Origin of the sequence: Pseudomonas sp. CBZ-4 (assembly GCF_000346755.1) — a bacterium.
In the GTDB taxonomy this organism is placed as follows: Bacteria; Pseudomonadota; Gammaproteobacteria; order Pseudomonadales; family Pseudomonadaceae; genus Aquipseudomonas.
The window spans coordinates 126,375-147,301 of the sequence record NZ_ANNV01000175.1; the positions used below are offsets into that span (position 1 = coordinate 126,375).

Consider the following 20,927-nt stretch of genomic DNA (forward strand, 5'->3'; position numbering starts at 1 on the left):
TCCGACTACCAGGAGAAGCACTTCAACTCTCCTGACCGGGTGCGTGGAGACAAACTCAGCATCCTGCTTCAGTACAGCGACAAATTCTCTGGAGGGCCTTGGCAGGAAAACACTGCTAAATAGAATCTCAGTTTTCAGGCGGCGAGTTTCTCGCCTCGAGATACTAGGTACTTACTAGATCTCGCAGATTACTGATGATTTGGGCTGCAGCTTGCTCGGGCGATTGCTCTCGAAGCAGCGCCAGCGCCTGTACTGTTTTTGGGATATCAGTAGCAGGCCTGGTTGGTCGTCCCTCGCTTTGCACGAACGGGCCATCTGTCTCGGTGAGAAGCCGGTCAGATGGTAGCAAGGCGACGAGGTTGCGGTGCTTGGCAGAGGTCAGCATCTGCGAGTTGATCGAAAAATAGCATCCAAGCTCCACAGCCCTCCTAGCTTCACTGGGGGAGCCGGTGAACCAGTGAAGCACCACCGTTCCCCGGTCAGTCGGAAGCAGGCGCTCGATATGGGATAGCACCTTTCCAACACTCCGGACGCTGTGGACGGTGAGAATCTTCCCGCCCTGCTCCGAGCAAGCCTCGAGCACCCTCTTGAACACCCGTTCCTGCGCCTCAAAGCTCCCATAGAATTGGGGCCCGGCATCAAGCCCTACCTCTCCAACGTATCGAGTCTCTTCAAGCAGGCGCTCCAGTAGCGGTAGCTCCGATTCACGCTCAGCCACCAGTTGGGGATGTAGCCCCAATGCCACCCGGACATGCCGAGACGATGCCGCAAGCTCACGATTGCGCCGCCATGCTTTCGGTGTAGTGGTCACAGCCAACGTAGCAACCCCTGCCTGATCGCACTCCACGATGAGACGCTCGTGATCTGGATAGAGGTCAAGGTGGCAGTGGAAATCCACCCACTTTGGAATCGAGCTATTCTGAGGTTTCATAGTGGTATGGCTGTCACGCCCTCGAGGTAATCGTCGACTTCCAGCAGTCCATCTCGATAAACCTGCTCGAAGTCATCCAGGCTGTCAGGATGGTCGATCAAAGGCCCGGGCTCATGAATTGCGAACTTGGCGCGGTGTGGAGCACGTTTGAGGCGCGCGATGGCTAGCTGGAAAGAGCGTACATGTTCGCCATCAGATTTGTTCGTGTCCAGCGTTTGCGCATGTAGATCCGGGATGACATATCGGGTTTGATCCGGCCCGCACCCGCGATGAATTGCTGCCCGCCTGATAATGCAGGGGACGCAGAATCCGCAGTGCTTGGGTGATCGATTCGAGGGGTCAGGATGGTACCTTGCCTTTCCTGGCGAGGAGCACGACATCGTCAGATGTACATGATCCGCCAGGAACTCAGGGTCAGAGCACTGCTCTGCCATTTGGCCCTTGGTGAGATGGCTGAACATATTGAATAGCCTCGTGCTTAGGCCCAACCCCGCGAAGAGCTCATTCACACGCGCCATGTAGTATGGATGAGTCGTGCGCGTGCTACATGCACCCAGACGGCGCGGATCCAAGGGAACGTTCAGTGAGATCAGACCATTTTCAGGCACATGGATGGTGATCGAGTCGCCGATCGCTTCCGCGGCCATGGCCGCCAGCGCGAAGAACAGGAATGAGCGCCCTCGAAGCGTATCTTCACTGCCCCCTCCCTCCACGAGATCGTGCGGGAACCCCACACGGGCCTGGATGTGGTTGATCGACATCTCGGAAAACCTCTCCTGCATCGCTGCCCGGCAGTCGTTCTGATAGGTACTGGTGCTGTTGGTATCCCAGTAATGGCTCACAAGCAATGGTTTACCGCCGCCACCGAATAGATCGATCGCCCCAATGAAGCTATCCATCCCCCCTGAGAACAGGCAAACGCTATCCGACTCATCTGTTCTCAAACTCTCCGGAGCGGGAGATAGTTCATCGATACCTGTTGGTCGCTCGCGGAAAACCAGGCGCCAGCGATCACCAGTGAGGAATTTCAAAGTCGAGGCCAGCAGGTCGCACGTTGCTGTCCATACTGTGGGTTCTGCGACGGGGATGTAGAGGTCGATCTCCCTCGTCCAGGAATTCTCCGATTCGGTGTCTCGTGAAATTCTGGTGTCCGCTGCGGTAAGGGTCGCCGCCAGCAGTGCCAGATCGACGGCAGTTTCTCCTGGGCTCAGCCCCAGATCAGCCAATTGCTCAATGGCTTGGCCGATCCCGAACTGCAATCTCCCGTGCCCGTCAAGGAACTGGATATTGGTGATGACACTACCTGACTCCAGCAGCGCGAGATCCTCGTCATCTGTTTCGCCGAGCCGGCAGATAATGCTGTGGTGCCTCATTCCAGCCCCTCCGCTGCAGTCGCGATAAGATCGAACGCCGCCTCATAAATCGCAGACGTGACCTGATTGACCTCTTGTTCTGTGGGCGCCGGCCATTGCTCTAGCCGGTTGGCGAGCTGACCTCGCGTACAACCTGTGATGAACGAACTCAGCTGAGACTGGATGCGTTCAACCGCTTCCACATCATCCGGCATGGTGATGCCCCTGCCGCCCAAGTCCGCCATGATCATGCTCTCAATCGAATTCGCTACGAAGTCGAGGAAGAAGTTTTGCCGATCAGCTTCAGTCATATCCTGGAAGCTGCCGCTGCCTGCCTCGTCCAGTTCGGCGATCGTGTTCAGTGCAGCCTGGCGCGCAACGCCTTCGTCAATCGCCCCACCAGGCGGGCAAATGAACTCAAGCAGCGCGAGTAGTACTTGGGAGGCCGGTTGTCCTGGAGCCACGGTAAGTTGCAATCGCCGTAGTGTTTCTGCTGCCCCGTTGCGCTGAACATCCCCGAAGATACTGAGCAGTTTTGCCGCAGTAGCGCGGGATGTTCCCATGCGCCGAGCACCTCTCGATGATCCCCCTACGCCTTTACGCACATAGGAAGACAGGGCATTCCCCAAATCGCTGGGGCTTCCAGTTCGGGCGAAACGGGTGAAGCTGCTGCGGGCACCCCGAAGCGAGCCAGTGCCGTCATTGTTAACCGGCCCTGATGGAGATGAGCCTGACTGAGACGGGGTAGAGCCTGGCTGAGATGGATTTGGTTGGCGTGGCCCATTCGGTTGAGCGGCCGGGCCGGCTGGTTGTGCTACATCATCAATCCAGGAGGGGACCAAGCCGGAGCTCGGGCCTCCATATCCTTTGGAGGTACCCATATCAATCCTTAAGATTTTCCACTGAATTCAAGTACTCGCTTGGCTGCCTTCTGAAGCGTCTCGTTCTCGACCTGCTGGCTCCAGCCCCTCAGAATCCCTTCAAGCCCCTGGATGGCATTGGTGTCCTTTAAGCTTTCATGCCATGGAGCGGGAGCCCACATGCCAAGCTTGGGCGTGGGCAGAGATCGGACGAATTCGACTAAACGTTTTTGTAGAGCGGGGCGTTGTTTGACAAGTTCGATCAATCCCGGAACCCCTTTGGGTTGATTCGAATACTCATCTGCTTGGATTATCCGATCGCGGAGTGCATCAAAAACATTCTCGGCATCAACTTCAGCTAATGCCACGATGTCCCTCTTAGTGGCTGCTTGCCGGATCTGCAATGCAGGGCCCATAAGCTTGTCAACGAGCGCCTCGAGATGACTCACTGCGACCTGCCCTATCAAGGAGCTGCGTTTATCGCGAGTCACGAAGATGTAGGGGCGCAGATCAACACCGATCAGCGCGGGATCGATCGCCGCCCAGTTGCTGATCCAGTCGCTCTTCTCCCAATCGTGCACATCGCCAGAGTTGGCCACAGCTTTGAGCTTCCCAGAGCCTTTTCCCTCATCCGACTCTGAGGCGGTTCCCTTTGACTTCTTGGTCCGCTTTTCCAGCTCGGCGATTGCAGGTACCGTACCGTCCGCATCCAGGCTCGCGATCCGTGCCAGTTGCTCATAAAAGTCAGGATGGAAACGCTCAGCCAGCATGATTTTCGCAAGTATCGGACGCCGAATATCCTCAGCAAATCCTCGAGCCTCGGCGATGGCGTGACGCAGCATCATAGAGTTCAGGAAGCGTTTGATCTGCCGGGGGTTGCCGCGAGTACCTTCACTCAATATCCGTGCAAGCAAGGCACTGGTATCCAGTGCTTCCTGGACAAAGTCAGGAAGTGGATCGCCGAAAGCGCCAGTAAGCGCTTTGCGGTCGAGGCCGCTGCTTTTCCAGGGCCGGAGCATATCCTTCTGAGCGACCGTCAAGAGCTTCTTGAGTTGATCGTCATCGGTTTTGACGACGCTTTCCAACTGTAGGAGCGTGATGTAACTGCGGGTCTCCGCCAGCCCAAGCGCCGGGATGCGGAACGGTACCTGAATGAGCTTTTCGAGGTAATTACGCGCATAGGTCACTGGCCCTGCCCCCTGCGGCAGGTCTGGGAAGTGCTCGCGCACCGCGTACTCGATCATGGCCTCGTCAGCACCGACCACGAATGCTGTCCGGTTTACGAAGAGGAAGAGACGGATGGCCTCAAGCGTGGCGATGGCTGTCTTGGGCAGGCATCGATCAAGGTCATCTACGATGACCACCAGTTGGTCAATGTCTGCAGCCGTCAGAAGTTCTTCGAACTCGGCCCGGAACTTGTGCATGTGCTCGGGGAGCTGCTCAGACTCCTTCTCAGCATCCTTGATGAAGCCACCGGCCCTCTCAGCAAGGCCGGTGAGGTTTTCTATGCTGAGATGGTCGCCCGGGTTGTGCACGAAGGCCGAAATGGACTCCACTGCCCCTTTGAGCTGGTCAATGCTGGGGATGCCGGACAATGCGGTGAACCCGAGACCTCCCGCATGCTTCGCCAGCTTGAACCAATCAATACGTCGCAAGACCTTCTTCGCAGCGTCGGCGACCTTCTTGGAGCCTGGCCGTGCACGCTGCAGTTCATCGACAATGGTCTGGATAACAACAGTTTTCGCGTCCTCAAAGCCTTCGAATGTCCAGCCGTTGAACCAGATACAGCAGACGCGCTCATCAGCGTTGAGTAGTTGCTGAGTCATCTTCAGGACGCTGGATTTACCTGCCCCCCAGTCGCCGTGCACGCCAATAGTGACCGGGGTTCCCCGAGATTCATCAAGTAGGCGCTTTACCGTTTTGGCAATGGGGGCGTAATACAGCAGGTCAGTGGCTGTTTCCTGGTCATTCAGGAACATGTAAAGAACTCCGTTTCTAGCATTTGAGATCCAATCTCGGGGGTGACCAGCGGAAAGCTGCCGCTCTCCCTTCAGATTATGGGCATCAATAGGTGTCCGCGAGTAGGCCAAAGTCGGCGCATTGATGTCAATACGCCATTTGAGGGAAGATGAACTGCTCGACTTATGCGCGAGCTGGCTGGAGCCATTAAAGGGCGTACTTTTCAAGAGACGGTGGCAGCGCGCCTTGCCAGCGAAACATCGGCAAGTAGACACTGCGCCATACACTGACGTAACGAGGGGCTAAGGCAAAAGCTCGATTTTCTAAGCTAATTAGCTCGTAGAAAATCACAATCACCTCAAAGCTAATCTATATAAGCGTACGGTGAATCCGTCTACCGTTCTCCCAAATTAAGGGCGACGGTGTCCGCCTATTTTTAAGCGGACGCGGTAGCCCTTAAATGGTAAGCGAACAGTGAAAACACCTACCGATCTCCCAAATTAAGGGCGATGGTGTCCGCCTATTTTTAAGCGGACGCGATAGCCCTTAAATGCGCCAACGAAGCTCTTACCCTAAGTCGTTCAAAGCCCAGGTTGTCCAGGAGTACTGCAACCCGGCGCCTCCATTTCCAGCGTAGCCATCAGTCACAGCATCAATGCCAACGTGATCCGCAAGTGGCTGCCACTTTTCCGAGATCAACCACCCGCAACCTTGCCGGCGTTTGTTCCGGTAAAGGTCGCCCCGAAAAGGCAGGCCGAGTCATCGGTGATCATCGAGCTGCCATTTGGCGAGCAAACTATCACGGTGAAATGGCCGTCTTCCGATCCTGAAGGGTGTGTCCGTTTTGTCCGTGGACTTGCTTCGTGATCCGCATTGACGCAATTTGGCTAGCCACCGAACCGATGGATATGCGCTCCGGCACCGAGAAAGCCCTCGCCCGGGTAGTGGCCGTCTTCGGTGCGGCGCAGCCGCACTGTGCTTATCTCTTTGCCAACCGCCGAGGCAATCTGGACTGCCCCCGGCGCCATAGACATCTCCAGCCTATGCACATCATTCATTACGAGCGAGCCCAAATGATCTACCACCATGTCACGACTCGAGCACCGTTGCTTTTTGGCTGACAGGTTCAACTGAAGGGCATCCAATCAGCAGTCAAGCCAGCCCACGTCTGTACTTCGCAGCCAAGCTGCCCGTAAGATCGACATCGCACCTTTCCGAGTAGGAGTGACCCTTTTGCCGAACGTGTTCTTTTCTTATTGCCATGCTGACGAGGCGCTGCGCGACCAGTTGGAAAAGCAGCTTTCGATGCTCAAGCGCCAAGGCGTCATTGAGACTTGGCACGACCGCAGAATCGGAGCAGGCCAAGAGATCGATGCTGCCATTGATGATCACATCAACAGCGACGAAATTATCCTGTTGCTGGTAAGCCCGGATTTCATCGCCTCCGACTATTGCTACAACATCGAGATGGCTCGCGCAATGGAGCGCCATGCCGCTAAAGAAGCGACTGTCATTCCTGTGATTCTTCGCCCATGCGATTGGCATCATGCCCCCTTCGGCAAGCTGCTTGGTACGCCCCAAGATGGTAAGCCAGTGACCCTTTGGCCTGATCGGGACGAAGCATTCTTGCAGGTTGCGAAGGAGGTTCGGAAAGCCGCCGAGCGACGCAGCCGTGGCCAACCGAACACTGCTCCGCGAGCCGAACGCAACGATTTCAATGGAGGTTCAGCGCCCTCCCTTATCGCCCCAGCTGGCCCTAGGTCGAGTAACCTTCGAATGGCTAAGAGCTTCACCCAGCTGGACAAAGACCGCTTCTTGCTCGACAGCTTCGAGTACATCGCCCGCTATTTTGAGAACTCGTTGCTGGAGCTCCAAGCGCGCAACTCAGGGTATGAAGGGGTCTTCCGTCGGGTAGATGCAAATCGCTTTTCTGCGAATATCTACAAGGACGGCCACGACGTTGCAAAAGCGGCAGTGTTCACCGGCGGCCAGATGGGCGCCGGTATCTACTACAGCCATGGAGACTCGTTTGGCGGCGGCTCTTACAACGAGGCGCTTACCGTAAATACGGACGACCAATCCATGTACCTGAAGACCTTAGGCATGGCGTTCCACACTCGGCAAGACCAGAAGCTTTCCCAAGAAGGCGGTGCCGAGACGCTTTGGGGCCTTCTCATCGCACCGCTACAACGCAATCGGTAAATCATTGCTGGGTGCGAATTAGAAAGAACCCAGGGGGCACTTGGCCTTGACGCTGCCCCCTACGACATAGAAGTAAGACTCACATAGAAGGTTCAGACCATGGAAGTAGTCCTGCTCGCCCACATCACATTTAACCGAATAGGTTCGGCCAGTGGCGGAGGCTTTCAAAGCCAACGCCAGGTCAAGTTTTCCGCTGAGCTAGCAGACACCGACCAATCGGCCTTAAGGGAATTGGTGATCGAGATCGCCGAGGCAAATGGTGAAGCGGCGGGAGCCTTGAGAGAATTGAGGTACGAGCGAAGCTACGGAGGGGAATTGGTACTCAACATCCAAGGCCCGAGCACCTCATACGGCACCGCTTATGCCCAATGTCGCATCATCCATGCGTTGAAAGCCAAAGGGCAGTACTTCGAGCTTCAGGCGGTAGAAAACAAAGACGTTACACCATATGTCTCGTCTCGACGGGCTGAGTAGTTCGCATATCGACTCAACGAACCACCAAGGATTTGCCGGATTCGGGTTGGTCATCCAGTATACGGAGGCGCACTGAATACCAGCCACGGCCACCGACGTCCGTGTCAGAAATCGCCATTCGCGATCGCTCGCACACCCGTCGCGACTGGGGGCAAAACTGGGGGCATATTTTAGATTTTTCGATCAAAAAATGCCGTCCTAGAGCCCAGTCAAAATGTTCTTCGGCGACCCGGACAGCTTGTAGCTGTCGGGCGCCGAACAGCTTCCACGCCCCTCACGTCCCACTCTTCACCTTACTCCAAACCCGCGTCCGCACCCGCTCCAACTTGAGCGGCAGCGGCTCCAGCGGAAACAGTGTATCCAACACCACGTTCGCCGGATAAACCCCAGGATTATCCCGCACCCGCTCATCCAGCAACGCCGTAGCGTCCTTGTTCGCATTGGCATAACTCAGGTAGTTGGACGTCTGCGCAATCACCGGCGGGCGCAGCATATAGTCGATGAACGCCAGCCCCTGCTGGGGGTTCGGTGCATCGTTGAGCAGCACCAGGCTTTCGACCCACACCGGCGCGCCTTCCTTGGGGATGCTGTATTGAATGTGGCGGCCACTGCCGGCGGCATCGGCGGCTTTCTTGGCGTCCATCACGCCGCCGGCCCAGCCGACGACGGCGCAGATGTTGCCATTGGCCAGGTCGGTGATGAAGCGCGATGAGTCGAAGTAGCGGATGTGCGGGCGCAGTTTCAGCAGCAGTGCCTGGGCTTTCTGGTAGTCGTCCGGGTTCTGGCTGTTGTAGGGCAGGCCCAGGTAATGCAGGGCGATGGGGATGATTTCGCCCGGTGCATCCAGCATGGCCACGCCGCAGGTGTCCAGCTTGGCGAGGTTTTCCTCTTTGAAGATCAGGTCCCAGGAGTTGACCGGTGCGTCGGCACCGAGAATGGCGCGGACTTTTTCCACGTCGTAGCCAATGCCCGTGGTGCCCCACAGGTACGGCACCGCGTAGCGATTGCCGGGGTCGTTGCTCTGCACCTTGGCCAGGATGGCCGGGTCAAGGTGGGTTGCGTTGGGCAACTGCGCGCGATCCAGTTCCTTGAGCACACCCGCCTTGATCAGGTTGGGCAGCAGGTCACCGGTGGCCACTACCACGTCGTAGCCACTGCGCCCGGCCATGAGTTTGCTCTGCATGACTTCACTGTTGTCGAACACGTCGTACGCGCTATGTATGCCGGTCTGCGCCTGGAAGGTTTTCAGCGTGTCAGGGGCGATAAAGTCGTACCAGTTGTAGATATTGACCTTCGGTTCTTCTGCCTGGACGCAGGTCAGCGCGCCACTGATCAAGCAGGCCAGGCTCCAGCGTACGTATCGAGTCAGGATCATCGAGCACTCCTGGGCGTTGCCGCCCGATTATTGTTTTGGTTGGGCAGGATTGATCAGCGCAGCAGCAGTTCCCGGCGGCCATCGGCGTGCTGCACGCTCTCGCCGCTCAGGTAGAGGCGGCGATCAGTGAGGTAGTGATAGTCCGCGCGGGCGGCGTGGAGCTGCGTCAGGTCCAGGGTCACGACTTGCCGGGTTTCATCGCGCCCGGCCTCGAACAGCGGGCGACCAAACGGGTCGATGGCGGCGCTGCCACCGGCAAATACCAGGCCGTCGTCGCCCTCGCCGACGCGGTTGACCATCACGCTGAACAGCTGGTTTTCCTGGGCGCGGGCCATGATGGCGGTGCGGTGTACCGGACCATAGGGGTCCATATTGCCGTTGGTGACGATGATCAGCTCGGCCCCCAGCTGAGCCAGGGCGCGGGCGGTTTCCGGCAGTTCGATGTCGTAGCAGATCAGGATGCCGACGCGGACGCCCTTACACAGCGCCGTGACAAAACGGTCGCCCGGGGTGATGTCGCCGCGCTCGGAAGGCCACAAGTGGGTCTTGCGATAACGCAAGGCAATACCCTCGGGCGTGACCAGTACCGAGGTGTTGTAGTGCACGCCGGCATCGCTCTCGACCAGGCCGATGACCACCGCCACATCGCGCTCGCGGACGGCCTGTTGGATGGCACGCAACGCCGTGCCGTCAAGGGGCTGCGCCACCTCGGCCAATTGTTCGCCGGCGACAAAGCCCATCAAATGGGTTTCAGGAAACACCAGCAAGTCGGTGTCCGCGCCACACGTGGCGATGGCTTCCAGGGCGCGGCGCAGGTTATAAGCAGTGTCGCCGTCACGGCCGGCCAGTTGCATGAGTTCGATCTTCATCGTGGATCCTTGTGCACAGTAAGCTGGCAACGAGTATGGGCCGTACCCCCATGGCACAAAATCACTTCGATGGGGTAACCCCGAATGGGTAGCGAGATGCACCTGACCTTGCAGGACCTGGCCTGGCATGACGCCGTCGGCCGGCTGATCGAGACGCTGGACCGGCCGAATTTCTGGACGTCACTCACGCGCCTGCTCGGGCGCTATGTGCCGATGGACAACTGGGTGGTGTTGATATTCAGCGCCGGGCGCCCGCAGTTGCTGGCCGAGTCGCCGGCGCCGGAAAGCGCCAGCGACTCGCTGTTCCAGGACTATCTCAAGGGCTTGTACTTGCTCGACCCGTTTTACCTGGCCAATCGCGAAGCGCCGCAAAGCGGGTTGTTCCAGCTGGATGACGTCGCACCGGAATGCTTTGAGCAGACGGATTATTACCAGCGCTACTTCCGCCTCAATATCGTCGCCGACGAGATCCACTTCAATGTGCAACTCGACGCGGAGCGCACACTGAGCCTGTCCCTGGGTAGCAGCACCCGCTTCAGCCACGAGCACTTCGCGTTGCTCGGGTTGATCCAACCTTGGGTGGCCGGGCTGATGCGCCAGCGTTGCGCCTTTGAACAGGGCTTCAAGCGCGAACCGGAACCCGCCACAGACTGGCAGGAACGCGTGGACTCCCCCGGCCTGCACATCAGCTCAACCCTGACCAGCCGCGAAACCGAGGTGGCCCAGCTAATGCTCAGCGGCTGCTCGAACAAAGAGATCGCCCGCAAGCTGGCGATCTCGGCCGAGACGGTGAAAGTCCACCGCCGACACCTGTACAACAAGTTGGGGATCAAGTCCCAGTCCGAGCTGTTCCTGTTGTTCCTGCAAGCTCAGGAGTGAGGCGCCCAGCCGACCTGCTTCAGCGCCACCAGCAGTTGCTCGGGCTTGAGGGCCAGCGCGGTCTTGCCCCGGCCGTGCAGGTCGTTGGCGCCGAGCATGGCGTTGAGGATCGCCTCTTCAACCGCGTCCGCCGCCGCGACAAACAACGCCGAGATATAGTCGTTGTTGACCATCTGCAACGCCGTCGTCGGCGGCCCGGGCTGCCCGAGGTTGGCCACCGGCAACCCGCTGTTGCCCACCGAGAACGCGATGAAAATATCGCCACTGTCATCTTCGGTGCCGCCACCCACCCGTGCCAGGCCGATACTCGCCCGCTGCGCCAGGCGTGTGCATTGGTGCGGCAATAACGGCGCATCCGTCGCCAGGGTAATCACGATGGAGCCCATGCCAGGCACGCCGACATTCACCGGGCCGTCGTAAGGCGACGGCACATCCTTCAACACGCTGCCAACCGGGTAACCCGCCACCCGCAATGCGCCGCGCGCGCCGTAGTTGGCCTGCACCAGCACGCCGACGGTCCAGCCGCCCTCCTCCTCGCTCAGCACTCGTGACGACGTGCCGATGCCGCCCTTGAATTCATGGCAGATCATGCCGGTGCCACCGCCCACGCAGCCTTCTTCAACCGGGCCGCTACGGGCATCACGCAGCGCTGCATGGACATGCTCGGCCGTCACATGCTGGTCCCAGATATCACTGAGGATGCCGTCATAGGTCTCCAGCACCACGGGCATGCACCAATAGGTGTGCTGCTTGCCCATGTCGCGCTCGGCGGCGACCAGCGCATCACGCACCACGCCGACGCTGTGGGTGTTGGTGTAGGCAATGGGCGTGGTCAGCAGGCCGGCTTCGCGAATCCACTCCAGCCCCGTGGCGTCGCCGTTGCCATTGAGCACGTGCACACCGGCAAAACACGGAGCCAGGTGCGCGGCAACCGCACGTGGCTCGATGACGGTCACGCCGGTGTGCATGGAACGGTCAGCGTGCTCGGCATTGAGGGTGTGATGGCCGACGCGCACGCCGGGAACGTCGGTGATGGCGTTGAACGCCCCCGGCTGGCCGTCGCCGATGGTGATGCCCAGATCTCGTAAACGCATGTTTTTACTCTCAATTGTCGAGTGAAGAACGTGCGGCGAGTCTAGGTTCACCCTGCGGCGGTGACGATAACCCTCTGTTGTTACCCCCGAGGCGTTAGGCCGCCAGAGGTGTAGACTCGTGCGGACTTTATTGACCGTCCCACAGGTGATGCATGGACCCGCTGTCCGAAGTGCTGTCCTTATTGAGAATTCGCAACTATCACAGCGCCTCGCTCACCTTGGGCGGCGCGTGGGCATTCCATTTTCCGCGTAAGGAAGGCATCAAGTTCACTGCCGTGGCCAAGGGCAGTTGCTGGCTGCACGTAGAGGGCGAACAACTGCCCCAGCGACTCCAGCAAGGCGATTGCTTCCTGATGACCCGGGGTCTGCCTTTCACCCTCTACAGCGACAAGTCGCAGCGCGTCCTGGACGCCGACGCGCACGTTCAAACACTGGCTGCCAACGAACTTTCCCTGCACTACGGCGGCGACGATGTGCAACTGGTCGGTGGCCGCTTTGACTTCACCGGCACGCCTGCCCAGTTGCTGCTCGGCACCCTGCCCCCGGTGGTGCATGTGCCAGGCAACGAGCCGCAGGCGTCGATCCTGCGCTGGGCACTCGAGCGTTTTATCGGTGAGCTGCAACACAAACGCCCTGGCCGATCGCTGATGAATGAACACCTGGCACACATCATGTTGGTCGAAGTCCTTCGCACCCATCTGGCGACACTGGGCAGTCACGGGATCGGCTGGTTTTTCGGTCTCGCCGACCGCAATCTCAACCTTGCCCTCAGCGCGCTGCATGACCAGCCGGCTCACCGCTGGACCGTGCAGGCACTTGCGCAACGGGCCAACATGTCTCGCTCGGCGTTCGCCCTGCGCTTCAAGCAGGTGGTCGGCACAGCACCCATGGAGTACCTCACCCATTGGCGCATGTTGCTGGCAAGTGACCGGTTGCAGAACTCCGATGATTCGGTCTCGACCATCGCGTTCTCGCTGGGTTACGAATCAGAGAGTGCGTTCAGCAGCGCCTTCAAACGCGTCATGTCCCAATCACCCCGCCATTACCTGCGCGAACACGTCGCCTAGTGCAGGCCGCCACCGATCACCAACACCTCGCCGGTGATCCAGCCCGCGTCTGCCGACGCGAGGAACGCTACCGCAGGCGCGATATCCTGGGGCTCGCCGATACGTCCCAGCGGCGTAATGGCCTCGATCTGCTGGCGGAACGCGTCCTCGAAAAAACCGCTGGCGTGCACGCCTTCAGTCACGACCAAGCCCGGGTTGACCGAGTTAACACGGATGCTCCTGGGCCCCAACTCATTGGCCAGCGTGCGGGTGATCGCATCCACGGCGCCCTTTGAGGCGGTGTACACCGTCGAGTTGGCTGGGGTGAATGCGGTCACGCTGGAGCTGATATTGATGATGCTGCCGCCAGCCGGATTAAACACCGCAACTGCCGCCTGGGTGCACTGGATCAGACCCAGCACATTCAGGTTGAACTGACGGTGAAACTCTTGCTCGGTGATCTGCGCCAGCGGGCTGGTGGCATAGACCCCCGCGTTGTTGACCAAGATATCCAGATGCCCGTGTTCATGCACAATCGCCTTGAACAGCGCCTTGACGTCGAGGCTGTTGGACACGTCCGCCTGGATCGCGTGAGCCCTGGCGCCGGTTTGCAGGATCTCTGAAACCACACGGTCGGCATCCTCGCGACTGTTGGCGTAGTTGACGATAACGGTGGCGCCCTCCTTGGCCAATTGCTTGGCAATCGCCGCGCCAATGCCCTTGGAGGCACCGGTGACCAATGCGATTTTCTTCTGCAGCTTTTTCATCTTCACTTCCCTCTCAGGCGGGTTCAAATCGATAGAAGCAGCCTAAGAGGTTCGGCATCTCGGGTTAATAGCCAGGCATCCAGGAAACATGCGTGATCGTCCAGACTAGCCTTGCTCAACCAACGCACGCCCCTGCTCCCACAACCCGGTCATGCGCCACTGCTGCTCCAGCACACCTTCACCGAATGGCCGCACGCCCCCAAGGTTTTCCCCAAGCGCTTGAAAGTACGCGCCCTCTTCAAACAACAAGATCCACTCGGCCGATTGCAGCAGGTCCGGCCCGAAGAACGTCGCGCCGCCATTGGCTTCCAGCACCGCTGGCGTGTGCGGGTTGGCGGCGAGCACGTCGAGGATGAACTCGGCTTCGGGCTGTCTGCGGTCGATGTACACCGGCAGCTCCCGGGCCAGCGTCACCCGTTGCGCCGCAGCATAGTTGAGCGGGAACACCCGATGCGCCGCCGCATAGCCGCCCAAATACGGCGTGTGCACATGGATCACCACGTTGACCTGCGGCGCGCCGCGAAAGGTCGCCGCATAACGTCGACCACCACCGCCCTGGCGGCTGGCGCTCAACGGCTGGCCCGGCACCAGGTGTTCGTCCAGATGCACCACGCCGTCGTAGCTGGCGACCACCGCGCGGATGCTCTGGTCATCGTCCCACGGGCCGGGCGTGGCCACGACGATCAACAGATCGGTGCCCGGCACCCGCACATGGGCCTGGAAGGTGTTGGTGGCGGTCAAGGTGCGGGTGTCCTTGAGCACCTTGAAAATCTTCGCGGTATCACGCTTGGTCTGTTCGACCTGGTGCAGCAGGGCTTCACTCAACGGGGCAGGCTGGCTCACTTGATGAACTCCAGAATCAGGGAATGGGTGACTCCACCTCTCAGCACGAGTTGTGCCAGCCGCCACAGGCCCGTGATCCGGGGCCTTGGCGCCGCGCGGATGTTGTCTCCCCAGCAACCACTGCTGACCGACTGCTGCCACAGCAGCACCCGGCCCGGCGCGTAGCCGGGGCGCGCCCGCAATTGCGCCGCCCAGGGAGACTGGCATGGGCGTTGCTATCAGCCTCTGCAACGTTTTCCATTTTCTTTCGGGAGCCTGTATGAGCACGGAGTTTTTCTGGCGGTTGCCCCTCGGCACCGACGGCCAGCAACTGAGTACAGACCTGCACAATCGCGGCAGCTTCAACCGCAGCCCCGGGCATATCGCGCCGGGCCGGCGGCCCAACGGCGAGCCGGACGGCTTCACCTACATCGACTACATCGCGCAAGTGGCCAAGGCCGCCGAGCTGGCCGGTTTCGAGGGCGCGCTGTTGCCCACCGGCCCGGAGCCGTGGATCGTCGCCGCGGCGCTGGCGCGCGAGACCCGGCGCATCCGTTTCCTGGTGGCGTTCCAGGCCACCTGGACCCTGCCCGCCTACGCCGCGCAGCAGGCCGCGATTCTGCAACACCTCAGCCACGGGCGCCTGGACTGGAACATCATCACCGGCGGCAACCCGGCCAGCCAGCGCGCCCAGGGTGATTTCCTCGACCATGACCAGCGCTACCGGCGCACCGGCGAGTTCCTCGACATCATCCAGGGCTTGTGGGAGCACGAGACGTTTTCCTATGAAGGCCAGGTCTACCAGCTGGAGAACGGCTCGCTGCCCCCCGGCCTGCGCGCCGAACGCAAACCCGGCGTGTACTTTTCCGGTTTCTCCGAGCCGGCGCTGGACGTCGCCGCCAAGCACGCCGACGTATACCTCAACTGGGCCGAGCCGCTGGACAAACTCCAGCCGCACATGGACCGGGTGCGCGAGCGCGCCGCGCAACAAGGCCGCGAAGTGCGCTTCGGCCTGCGCGTGGACCTGTTCGCCCGGGAAACCGAAGAAGCCGCCTGGCGCGACCTGCGTCGCCAGTTCGACGCCGTGGGCAATCGCGGCAGCAGCGAGGCCAAGGCCTTTGTCGGCGGCTCGGATTCGGTGGGGGCCGCACGCCAGACCGCCTATCACCAGAATGTCGACCGCTTTGAAGACCTGATCATCGGCCCCAACCTCTGGGCCGGTTTTGCCAAGGCCAAGCCCGGCCCCACCGTGGGCCTGGTCGGCAGCCATGAAAATGTCGCCGAACGCCTGGCCGAGTACCGCGACGCAGGCTTCTCGACCTTTATCCTCGCCAGCAACCCGCACCTGGAAGAAGCCCTGCGCATCGGCCAGGAAGTATTGCCGCTGGTGCAAGACCGCCCTTCGCGCTGAACAGGATGACCATGAGCACACCTTCTCTCGATACCCTCTGGTACACCCACAGCCCGGTGCCGACCGGCCTCGGCATCGCCGTGGAATCCGGGCGCCTGGCCGAGGCGTTCCTGCCGTCGGGCACCAATATCCAGGCCCTGCGCGAGTCCAGCGAGCGCGACATCCGCGAAGCCCACTACGACCATCACCTGCCCAACTCCGTGCGCCACGGCGGCAACATCCCGGCGATCTGGGCCTATGCCAATGGCGGCGACACACGCCTGCTGGGGTTGTCGTGGAGCGACGAAGTGCAGTTGATCCTGACCACCGTCGAAAGCGGCGTGAAAACCGTGCGCGACCTCAAGCACCGCCGCTTCGGCATCCCCAAGTGGGCCAACGTGCAGATCGACTTCACCCGCGCCCAAGCCCTGCGCGGCCTGGAAAACGCGCTGAAGCTCGAAGGCATGAGCGTCAGCGATGTGGACCTGGTGGACTACCCCTACGGCGGCACCTACAGCGACGAACAGATGCGCCACGTCCACGGCGCCCAGGTGTCGTTCGGCTTCAACCGCGCGCAACGGCGCAACAATGAACTGATCGGCCTGCTGCGCGGCGACATCGACGCGATCTTTCTCAAGGGCGCCCACGCCGTGCAACTGGCTGCCGAGTTCGGCCTGCATGTGGTGATCGACACCGGCTCCCACCCCGACCCGATGATCCGCTCCAACAACGGCACGCCGCGCACCCTCACGGTGGACGGGCATTTGCGCGAGCATCACTTCGACGCGGCGAAAACCATCGTCGACTGCGTGCTGCGCGCCGAGCAATGGGCCTGGGCCAACCCCGAGAAAACCCGCCAGTTCCTCGCCCGCGAACTCAACACCAGCGAGTACTGGGTGGCCACCGCCTACGGCGAAGATGCCCATCGGCGCCTGCGCACCATGCTCGATGAGCAGTCGATCCTCGCGTTGCAGGACTTCACCGATTTCCTCCATCGCTGGCAGTTCATCCAACGGCGTTTCGACGTGCGTGACTGGATTGATTTCAGCGTGCTGGAAAGTGTCCTCGGTGCCACTTCACGCTTGTCCGTCTAGTTTCATGACGCGCACCTCGGCCGGCTTGCCGGCCTTTTTTTCGCCCATGGAAAAGCCCGCCTGCTCATCCGCAAACAGCCCCTTGCTGACCGGCTGCTGCTGGGGCAGCAACACCCTCCGCAAGTCTGAATAAAACCTATAGATATCAACAACATAAAACTTGGCACAGGCCCTGCTATAGCGCTGTAGCTTTCCAGGTTTGCAGTGCACTTAAAAGACAACTTAAGCAGACCGAAAAGTACCAGCACCATTACTTTCGGAGGGGTTATGTACCGCATCAACAGGATCACCCACAGCCTTTGGCTGGCCACCGCCTTGACCGGCACGCTGCACAGCCTGCCTGCACTGGCACAGGAACAGACGCCCGCCGCCGACGACAGCGGACCCACCCTCAAATCGGTGACGGTCACCGCCCAGCGCCGCGAAGAAAGCGTGCAGGACATCGCCAACGCGGTCAGCGCCGTGTCCGGCGAGAGCCTCGGCCAGACCGGCACCGACTACATCGGCAAGGCCCTCAAGTTCGTGCCCAACGCCCAGGCCAACAACCCGGACGGCGATGCACGGCCGCGCTGGTACATTCGCGGAGTGGGCACCGGCGACCAGGGCGCCGCCACGGTATTCCCGGTGGGCGTGTACGTCGACGATGTGTACCTCAACGCGCCGCTGGCGGGCGGCGACCCGCTGTTCGACCTGGATCGCATCGAGATCCTGCGCGGCCCGCAAGGCACGCTGTATGGCAAGAACACCACCGGTGGCGCGGTGAACATCCTGACCAAAAAACCGAGCTTCGAGAACGACGGCTACGCCACCCTTGGCTACGGCAGCAAGAACGAGAAAATCGTCAATGGCGCCATCGGCGGCACCCTGGTGGAAGACCGCCTGGCCGCCCGCGTGTCGCTGTACTCCAAGGAGCGCGACGGCTTTATCAAGAACGTCTACGACGACAAGGATTACGACCGCGTCGACAACAAAGCCGTGCGCCTGCAATTCCTCGCCACGCTCAACCCCGACCTCACCGCACTCTGGACCCTGCACGACAGCCAGACCCGCGGTACCGCCGCCGGCCTGTTGCCGGTGGGCAGCTTCCCGTGGCTGGGCGGCTATAACCGCAGCAACCCGGACCGACGCTACATCGACAGCAACGTCGACAACAAATCAAAAATCGAACACGCCGGCACGGCCCTGACCCTCAACTACGACCTGGGTGACTACCGCCTCACCTCGATCAGCGCCTACGACGAAACCAAGCAACGCAGCATCAGCGACGATGACTTGTCGCCGGTGGAAAGCGGGCGCAACTACACCAACAACCGCTGGCGCCAGTACTCCCAGGAGTTCCGTATCGCCTCGCCCACCAGCGAAACCCTGCGCTGGATCCTCGGCACGCACTTCTTCCACGAAGACCTGCAAAGCGCCGGCGCCACCTCGGCCTTGCCGGATGAAGGCGCGTCCGAGGCCAGCTACACCGGCACCTCGTTCAGCCATAAAAACACCAGCTACGCACTGTTCGGCAACCTGGCCTACGACTTCACCGACCAGTTCACCGTCACCGGCGGCCTGCGCTGGACCCGCGAGAAAAAAGCCATCGACCTGGACCTGGTGCAAACCACCGGCAGCAACTTCAACGGCGACTGGTGGGATTCAGGCTCCCTGCAAAACCCGGTGGACGTGACCGGTGCCGGCATCACCACCAACGGCAATGCCAAGCGCAACAAGACCTGGAGCGCGGTGACCTACGACCTGACCCCGGAATACCGCATCAACGACAACCTGCGGGTGTACGCCCGTTATGCCAAGGGCTTCCGTTCGGGTGCGTTCAACACCGGGCTGTCCAGCAGCCTGGAGCAGTTGAGCACGGTGCAGCCGGAGACCCTCAATTCCTATGAACTGGGGCTCAAGTCCGAGTGGCTCAACGGTCGCGTGCACGCCAACGCCAACGTCTTCTACTACGACTACCAGGACATGCAGGTCAGCGCGACCACCACCACCGCCAGCGGCAGCCTGGTGTCGTTGCTCACCAACGGCGCCGAAGGCACGGCGCGCGGCGCGGAGTTCGAACTGGAAGCCCAGGCCACCGACAACCTGCACCTGCAATTGGCCGCCTCGGTGTTTTCCAGCGAGTTCACCGGCGACCTGTGGAAGGGCAACAGCTTTATCCGCGCGCCACGCCACACCTACGCGCTGGGCGCCGACTACCGCTTCCCGCTGGATATTCCAGGCGCCCTGGTCCTGGGCGGCGACCTGCGTTACCAGAGCAAGGAGTACTTCATCTCGGCGTATCAGCAGTCGCAGTGGACCTGGCTCAACCAGGGCGGCTACACCGTGAGCAATGCGCACCTGAGCTACACCACCGCCGACGAGAAGTACAACATCACCGGCTTCGTCAACAACCTCACCGACAAGCAGTACCAGAACCACGGCATTTCCCTCAACCGTGGCAGCGCGCCGTATTGGGCGTCGTTCGGTGACCCGCGCACCGCCGGCGTGACCGTGACGGCGAAGTTCTGAGGATGCCCGTGAACACCTCGCACCCGGGTTTCCTGGTCAACTTCATGCTGCTGGCCACCTTCAGCGGCGCCACCATCGGCATGGCCAAGATCGTCACCACCTTGTACGCCCTGTCGCTGGGGGCAAACGCCATGCAGGTGGGGATCATCTCGGCCATGGAGTCCTTGGGCATGGTGTTTCTCACCTTGCCGGCGGGTTTCGTGATCGCCCGCTATGGCGCCAAGCCGATCTACTTTGTGTCGAGCCTCGGCCCGATGCTGGTCAACCTGCTGATCCCGCTGTTCAGCGGTTGGCTGTGGCTGGCGCTGGCGCAGTGGTTGATCGGCTTGTTCATTCCGTTTCGCATCGTCGCGATGAACAGCGCCTTCCTGCGCGAACTCAAGCACCTGGGGCTGAGCAAGGCCGGCTGGTATCGCGGCGCCTTGACCCTGGGCCTGGGCTTGCTGGGGCCGCTGCTGGGCAACCAGTTCAGCGGCGAAGGCCAGTTTCATTGGGCCTTCGTGCTGATCAGCCTGTGTTTTGGCGCGATGGCGGTGTACAGCCTGAGCTTCTGGGAAGGTGAACCGCCGAGCGAGCGCGCGCCTGCGCTCAACCTGTCGGCCATGTTCGGCGAAGCCCGTGGGCTGCTGGGGCATCGAGAGATCCGCGAGCCGTGTGCCATGGAGGCGCTCAACAGTGCGACCACCTCGGTGTTCAGCACCTTCATCATCCTCTATGCGCTACAGGAAGCGGGCCTGTCCCAGGACCGTGCGGTGGCGTTGGTGGTGATCGAAGGGGTTGGCGCGGTGCTGGCGCTGTTTGGCCTGGGGTACGTACTGCGCCACCTCAGCCAGGGTCTGGCCTATGGCTTGAGCCTGGCGTTCGGCATGGCGGCGCTGCTGCTGATCGGATTGAGCCACGGCTTTGCCTGGCTCGCCTTGGCGGGCGTGTTGTTGAGCCTTGCCGCCGCCGCTTTGCACCTGCTGAACATGAACCAACTCAGCCACCAGGTGCAGGACAAGAGCAAGGTGTCGGGGCTGTTCCAGCTCGCCTCCATGGCCGGTGGTTTTGTCGGGGCGATGACGGGCGGTGCGCTCAGTTACCTGATCGGCCTCGGCCCGCTGTTTGTGTGCTGGGCACTACTCATCCTGGTGATTGCGGCGGCCTGGTATACGGCGCGGCGCCAGGTGCCCGTCGCGGCCTGACTGCTGCTGTAGCAGCAGTGCACCAGCAACGCGTTGCCCGTGCAGCAGCGCGGTTGCCCGCCTTCACCCGTGTTTGCCGGGCCTTGGGCCTTGGCATACAAGCTGCACTATTGCCTTCAAG

Annotated in this window: 18 protein-coding genes; 8 read left to right on the top strand and 10 right to left on the bottom strand. The window is 60.7% G+C overall.

Going from position 1 to position 20,927, the window contains the following annotated elements:
• Positions 1-163 precede the first annotated feature (163 nt).
• The 4 genes from qatD to qatA are packed head-to-tail and all read right to left on the bottom strand — an operon-like array spanning position 164 to position 5,122.
• The gene (gene qatD / locus B348_RS0127985) at positions 164-931 is read right to left on the bottom strand and encodes a Qat anti-phage system TatD family nuclease QatD (protein WP_017739331.1); all 768 of its coding nucleotides are present in this window, start codon (positions 929-931) and stop codon (positions 164-166) included.
• Positions 928-2,304, bottom strand: coding sequence for a Qat anti-phage system QueC-like protein QatC (gene qatC, locus B348_RS0127990; protein WP_017739332.1), 1,377 nt, complete (start codon positions 2,302-2,304; stop codon positions 928-930). The genes qatD and qatC overlap by 4 nt, the downstream gene beginning before the upstream one ends.
• Entirely contained in the window at positions 2,301-3,164 is an 864-nt protein-coding gene (gene qatB, locus B348_RS1000000132105; protein ID WP_305366727.1) for a Qat anti-phage system associated protein QatB, read from the bottom strand. The genes qatC and qatB overlap by 4 nt, the downstream gene beginning before the upstream one ends.
• 8 nt (positions 3,165-3,172) lie before the next feature.
• Positions 3,173-5,122 (bottom strand): Qat anti-phage system ATPase QatA, encoded by a 1,950-nt coding sequence (gene qatA / locus B348_RS0128000; protein WP_017739334.1) that lies wholly within the window; start codon positions 5,120-5,122, stop codon positions 3,173-3,175.
• Between the two features lie 1,213 nt (positions 5,123-6,335).
• On the opposite strand from qatA, the gene B348_RS0128010 reads away from it, so the two are divergent.
• Both B348_RS0128010 and B348_RS0128015 read left to right on the top strand, forming a co-directional pair.
• On the top strand, positions 6,336-7,304 hold the full coding sequence (locus B348_RS0128010) for a toll/interleukin-1 receptor domain-containing protein (protein ID WP_017739336.1): 969 nt from the start codon (positions 6,336-6,338) through the stop codon (positions 7,302-7,304).
• Positions 7,305-7,403: 99 nt separating this feature from the next.
• Complete coding sequence (locus tag B348_RS0128015; RefSeq protein WP_017739337.1) at positions 7,404-7,778, top strand: hypothetical protein; 375 nt, start codon at positions 7,404-7,406, stop codon at positions 7,776-7,778.
• 274 nt (positions 7,779-8,052) lie between these two features.
• Here B348_RS0128015 and B348_RS0128020 read toward each other — a convergent pair whose 3' ends face one another.
• On the bottom strand, positions 8,053-9,153 hold the full coding sequence (locus tag B348_RS0128020) for an extracellular solute-binding protein (RefSeq protein WP_017739338.1): 1,101 nt from the start codon (positions 9,151-9,153) through the stop codon (positions 8,053-8,055).
• Between the two features lie 53 nt (positions 9,154-9,206).
• Positions 9,207-10,022 carry a carbon-nitrogen hydrolase family protein gene (locus tag B348_RS0128025; RefSeq protein ID WP_017739339.1) on the bottom strand — a complete coding sequence of 272 codons (816 nt, stop codon included), beginning with the start codon at positions 10,020-10,022 and terminating at the stop codon, positions 9,207-9,209.
• Positions 10,023-10,118: 96 nt separating this feature from the next.
• Between B348_RS0128025 and B348_RS0128030 the strand changes: the two genes are divergently transcribed.
• On the top strand, positions 10,119-10,901 hold the full coding sequence (locus B348_RS0128030; protein ID WP_026137127.1) for a helix-turn-helix transcriptional regulator: 783 nt from the start codon (positions 10,119-10,121) through the stop codon (positions 10,899-10,901).
• Here the strand turns inward: B348_RS0128030 and B348_RS0128035 are convergent.
• Complete coding sequence (locus B348_RS0128035; protein WP_017739341.1) at positions 10,892-11,995, bottom strand: P1 family peptidase; 1,104 nt, start codon at positions 11,993-11,995, stop codon at positions 10,892-10,894. The two genes, B348_RS0128030 and B348_RS0128035, sit on opposite strands and share 10 nt — an antisense overlap.
• A 152-nt stretch (positions 11,996-12,147) precedes the next feature.
• On the opposite strand from B348_RS0128035, the gene B348_RS0128040 reads away from it, so the two are divergent.
• A complete protein-coding gene (locus tag B348_RS0128040) occupies positions 12,148-13,062 on the top strand; it encodes an AraC family transcriptional regulator (protein WP_017739342.1) in 915 nt (304 codons plus the stop codon).
• Here B348_RS0128040 and B348_RS0128045 read toward each other — a convergent pair.
• On the bottom strand, positions 13,059-13,808 hold the full coding sequence (locus tag B348_RS0128045) for an SDR family NAD(P)-dependent oxidoreductase (RefSeq protein WP_017739343.1): 750 nt from the start codon (positions 13,806-13,808) through the stop codon (positions 13,059-13,061). The two genes, B348_RS0128040 and B348_RS0128045, sit on opposite strands and share 4 nt — an antisense overlap.
• A gap of 105 nt (positions 13,809-13,913) precedes the next feature.
• Positions 13,914-14,651: a class II aldolase/adducin family protein gene (locus B348_RS0128050; RefSeq protein ID WP_017739344.1), complete on the bottom strand. Its 738-nt coding sequence runs from the start codon at positions 14,649-14,651 to the stop codon at positions 13,914-13,916.
• A 259-nt stretch (positions 14,652-14,910) separates the two neighbouring features.
• Here B348_RS0128050 and B348_RS0128055 point away from each other — a divergent pair, with 259 nt between their 5' ends.
• Positions 14,911-16,041, top strand: coding sequence for an LLM class flavin-dependent oxidoreductase (locus B348_RS0128055; RefSeq protein WP_017739345.1), 1,131 nt, complete (start codon positions 14,911-14,913; stop codon positions 16,039-16,041).
• Positions 16,042-16,052: 11 nt separating this feature from the next.
• Positions 16,053-17,114 carry an ABC transporter substrate-binding protein gene (locus B348_RS0128060; protein ID WP_017739346.1) on the top strand — a complete coding sequence of 354 codons (1,062 nt, stop codon included), beginning with the start codon at positions 16,053-16,055 and terminating at the stop codon, positions 17,112-17,114.
• Here the strand turns inward: B348_RS0128060 and B348_RS1000000132085 are convergent.
• Positions 17,097-17,225 (bottom strand): hypothetical protein, encoded by a 129-nt coding sequence (locus B348_RS1000000132085; protein WP_017739347.1) that lies wholly within the window; start codon positions 17,223-17,225, stop codon positions 17,097-17,099. The two genes, B348_RS0128060 and B348_RS1000000132085, sit on opposite strands and share 18 nt — an antisense overlap.
• Before the next feature lie 156 nt (positions 17,226-17,381).
• Between B348_RS1000000132085 and B348_RS0128070 the strand changes: the two genes are divergently transcribed.
• Together B348_RS0128070 and B348_RS0128075 are read left to right on the top strand one after the other, a co-directional pair.
• Positions 17,382-19,622, top strand: coding sequence for a TonB-dependent receptor (locus tag B348_RS0128070; protein WP_017739348.1), 2,241 nt, complete (start codon positions 17,382-17,384; stop codon positions 19,620-19,622).
• A 2-nt stretch (positions 19,623-19,624) separates the two neighbouring features.
• Complete coding sequence (locus B348_RS0128075) at positions 19,625-20,806, top strand: MFS transporter (protein WP_017739349.1); 1,182 nt, start codon at positions 19,625-19,627, stop codon at positions 20,804-20,806.
• The last annotated feature ends 121 nt before the right edge of the window (positions 20,807-20,927 follow it).

Excerpts from the sequence above, each read along its gene's own strand:
- B348_RS0128035 (WP_017739341.1), bottom strand. The coding sequence starts at position 11,995 with ATGCGTTTACGAGATCTGGGCATCACCATCGGCGACGGCCAGCCGGGG.
- B348_RS0128025 (WP_017739339.1), bottom strand. The coding sequence starts at position 10,022 with ATGAAGATCGAACTCATGCAACTGGCCGGCCGTGACGGCGACACTGCT.
- B348_RS0128015 (WP_017739337.1), top strand. The coding sequence starts at position 7,404 with ATGGAAGTAGTCCTGCTCGCCCACATCACATTTAACCGAATAGGTTCG.
- B348_RS0128070 (WP_017739348.1), top strand. The coding sequence starts at position 17,382 with ATGTACCGCATCAACAGGATCACCCACAGCCTTTGGCTGGCCACCGCC.
- qatD (WP_017739331.1), bottom strand. The coding sequence starts at position 931 with ATGAAACCTCAGAATAGCTCGATTCCAAAGTGGGTGGATTTCCACTGC.
- B348_RS0128055 (WP_017739345.1), top strand. The coding sequence starts at position 14,911 with ATGAGCACGGAGTTTTTCTGGCGGTTGCCCCTCGGCACCGACGGCCAG.
- B348_RS0128030 (WP_026137127.1), top strand. The coding sequence starts at position 10,119 with ATGCACCTGACCTTGCAGGACCTGGCCTGGCATGACGCCGTCGGCCGG.
- qatA (WP_017739334.1), bottom strand. The coding sequence starts at position 5,122 with ATGTTCCTGAATGACCAGGAAACAGCCACTGACCTGCTGTATTACGCC.
- B348_RS0128040 (WP_017739342.1), top strand. The coding sequence starts at position 12,148 with ATGGACCCGCTGTCCGAAGTGCTGTCCTTATTGAGAATTCGCAACTAT.
- B348_RS0128045 (WP_017739343.1), bottom strand. The coding sequence starts at position 13,808 with ATGAAAAAGCTGCAGAAGAAAATCGCATTGGTCACCGGTGCCTCCAAG.
- qatB (WP_305366727.1), bottom strand. The coding sequence starts at position 3,164 with ATGGGTACCTCCAAAGGATATGGAGGCCCGAGCTCCGGCTTGGTCCCC.
- B348_RS0128060 (WP_017739346.1), top strand. The coding sequence starts at position 16,053 with ATGAGCACACCTTCTCTCGATACCCTCTGGTACACCCACAGCCCGGTG.
- B348_RS0128020 (WP_017739338.1), bottom strand. The coding sequence starts at position 9,153 with ATGATCCTGACTCGATACGTACGCTGGAGCCTGGCCTGCTTGATCAGT.
- B348_RS0128075 (WP_017739349.1), top strand. The coding sequence starts at position 19,625 with ATGCCCGTGAACACCTCGCACCCGGGTTTCCTGGTCAACTTCATGCTG.
- qatC (WP_017739332.1), bottom strand. The coding sequence starts at position 2,304 with ATGAGGCACCACAGCATTATCTGCCGGCTCGGCGAAACAGATGACGAG.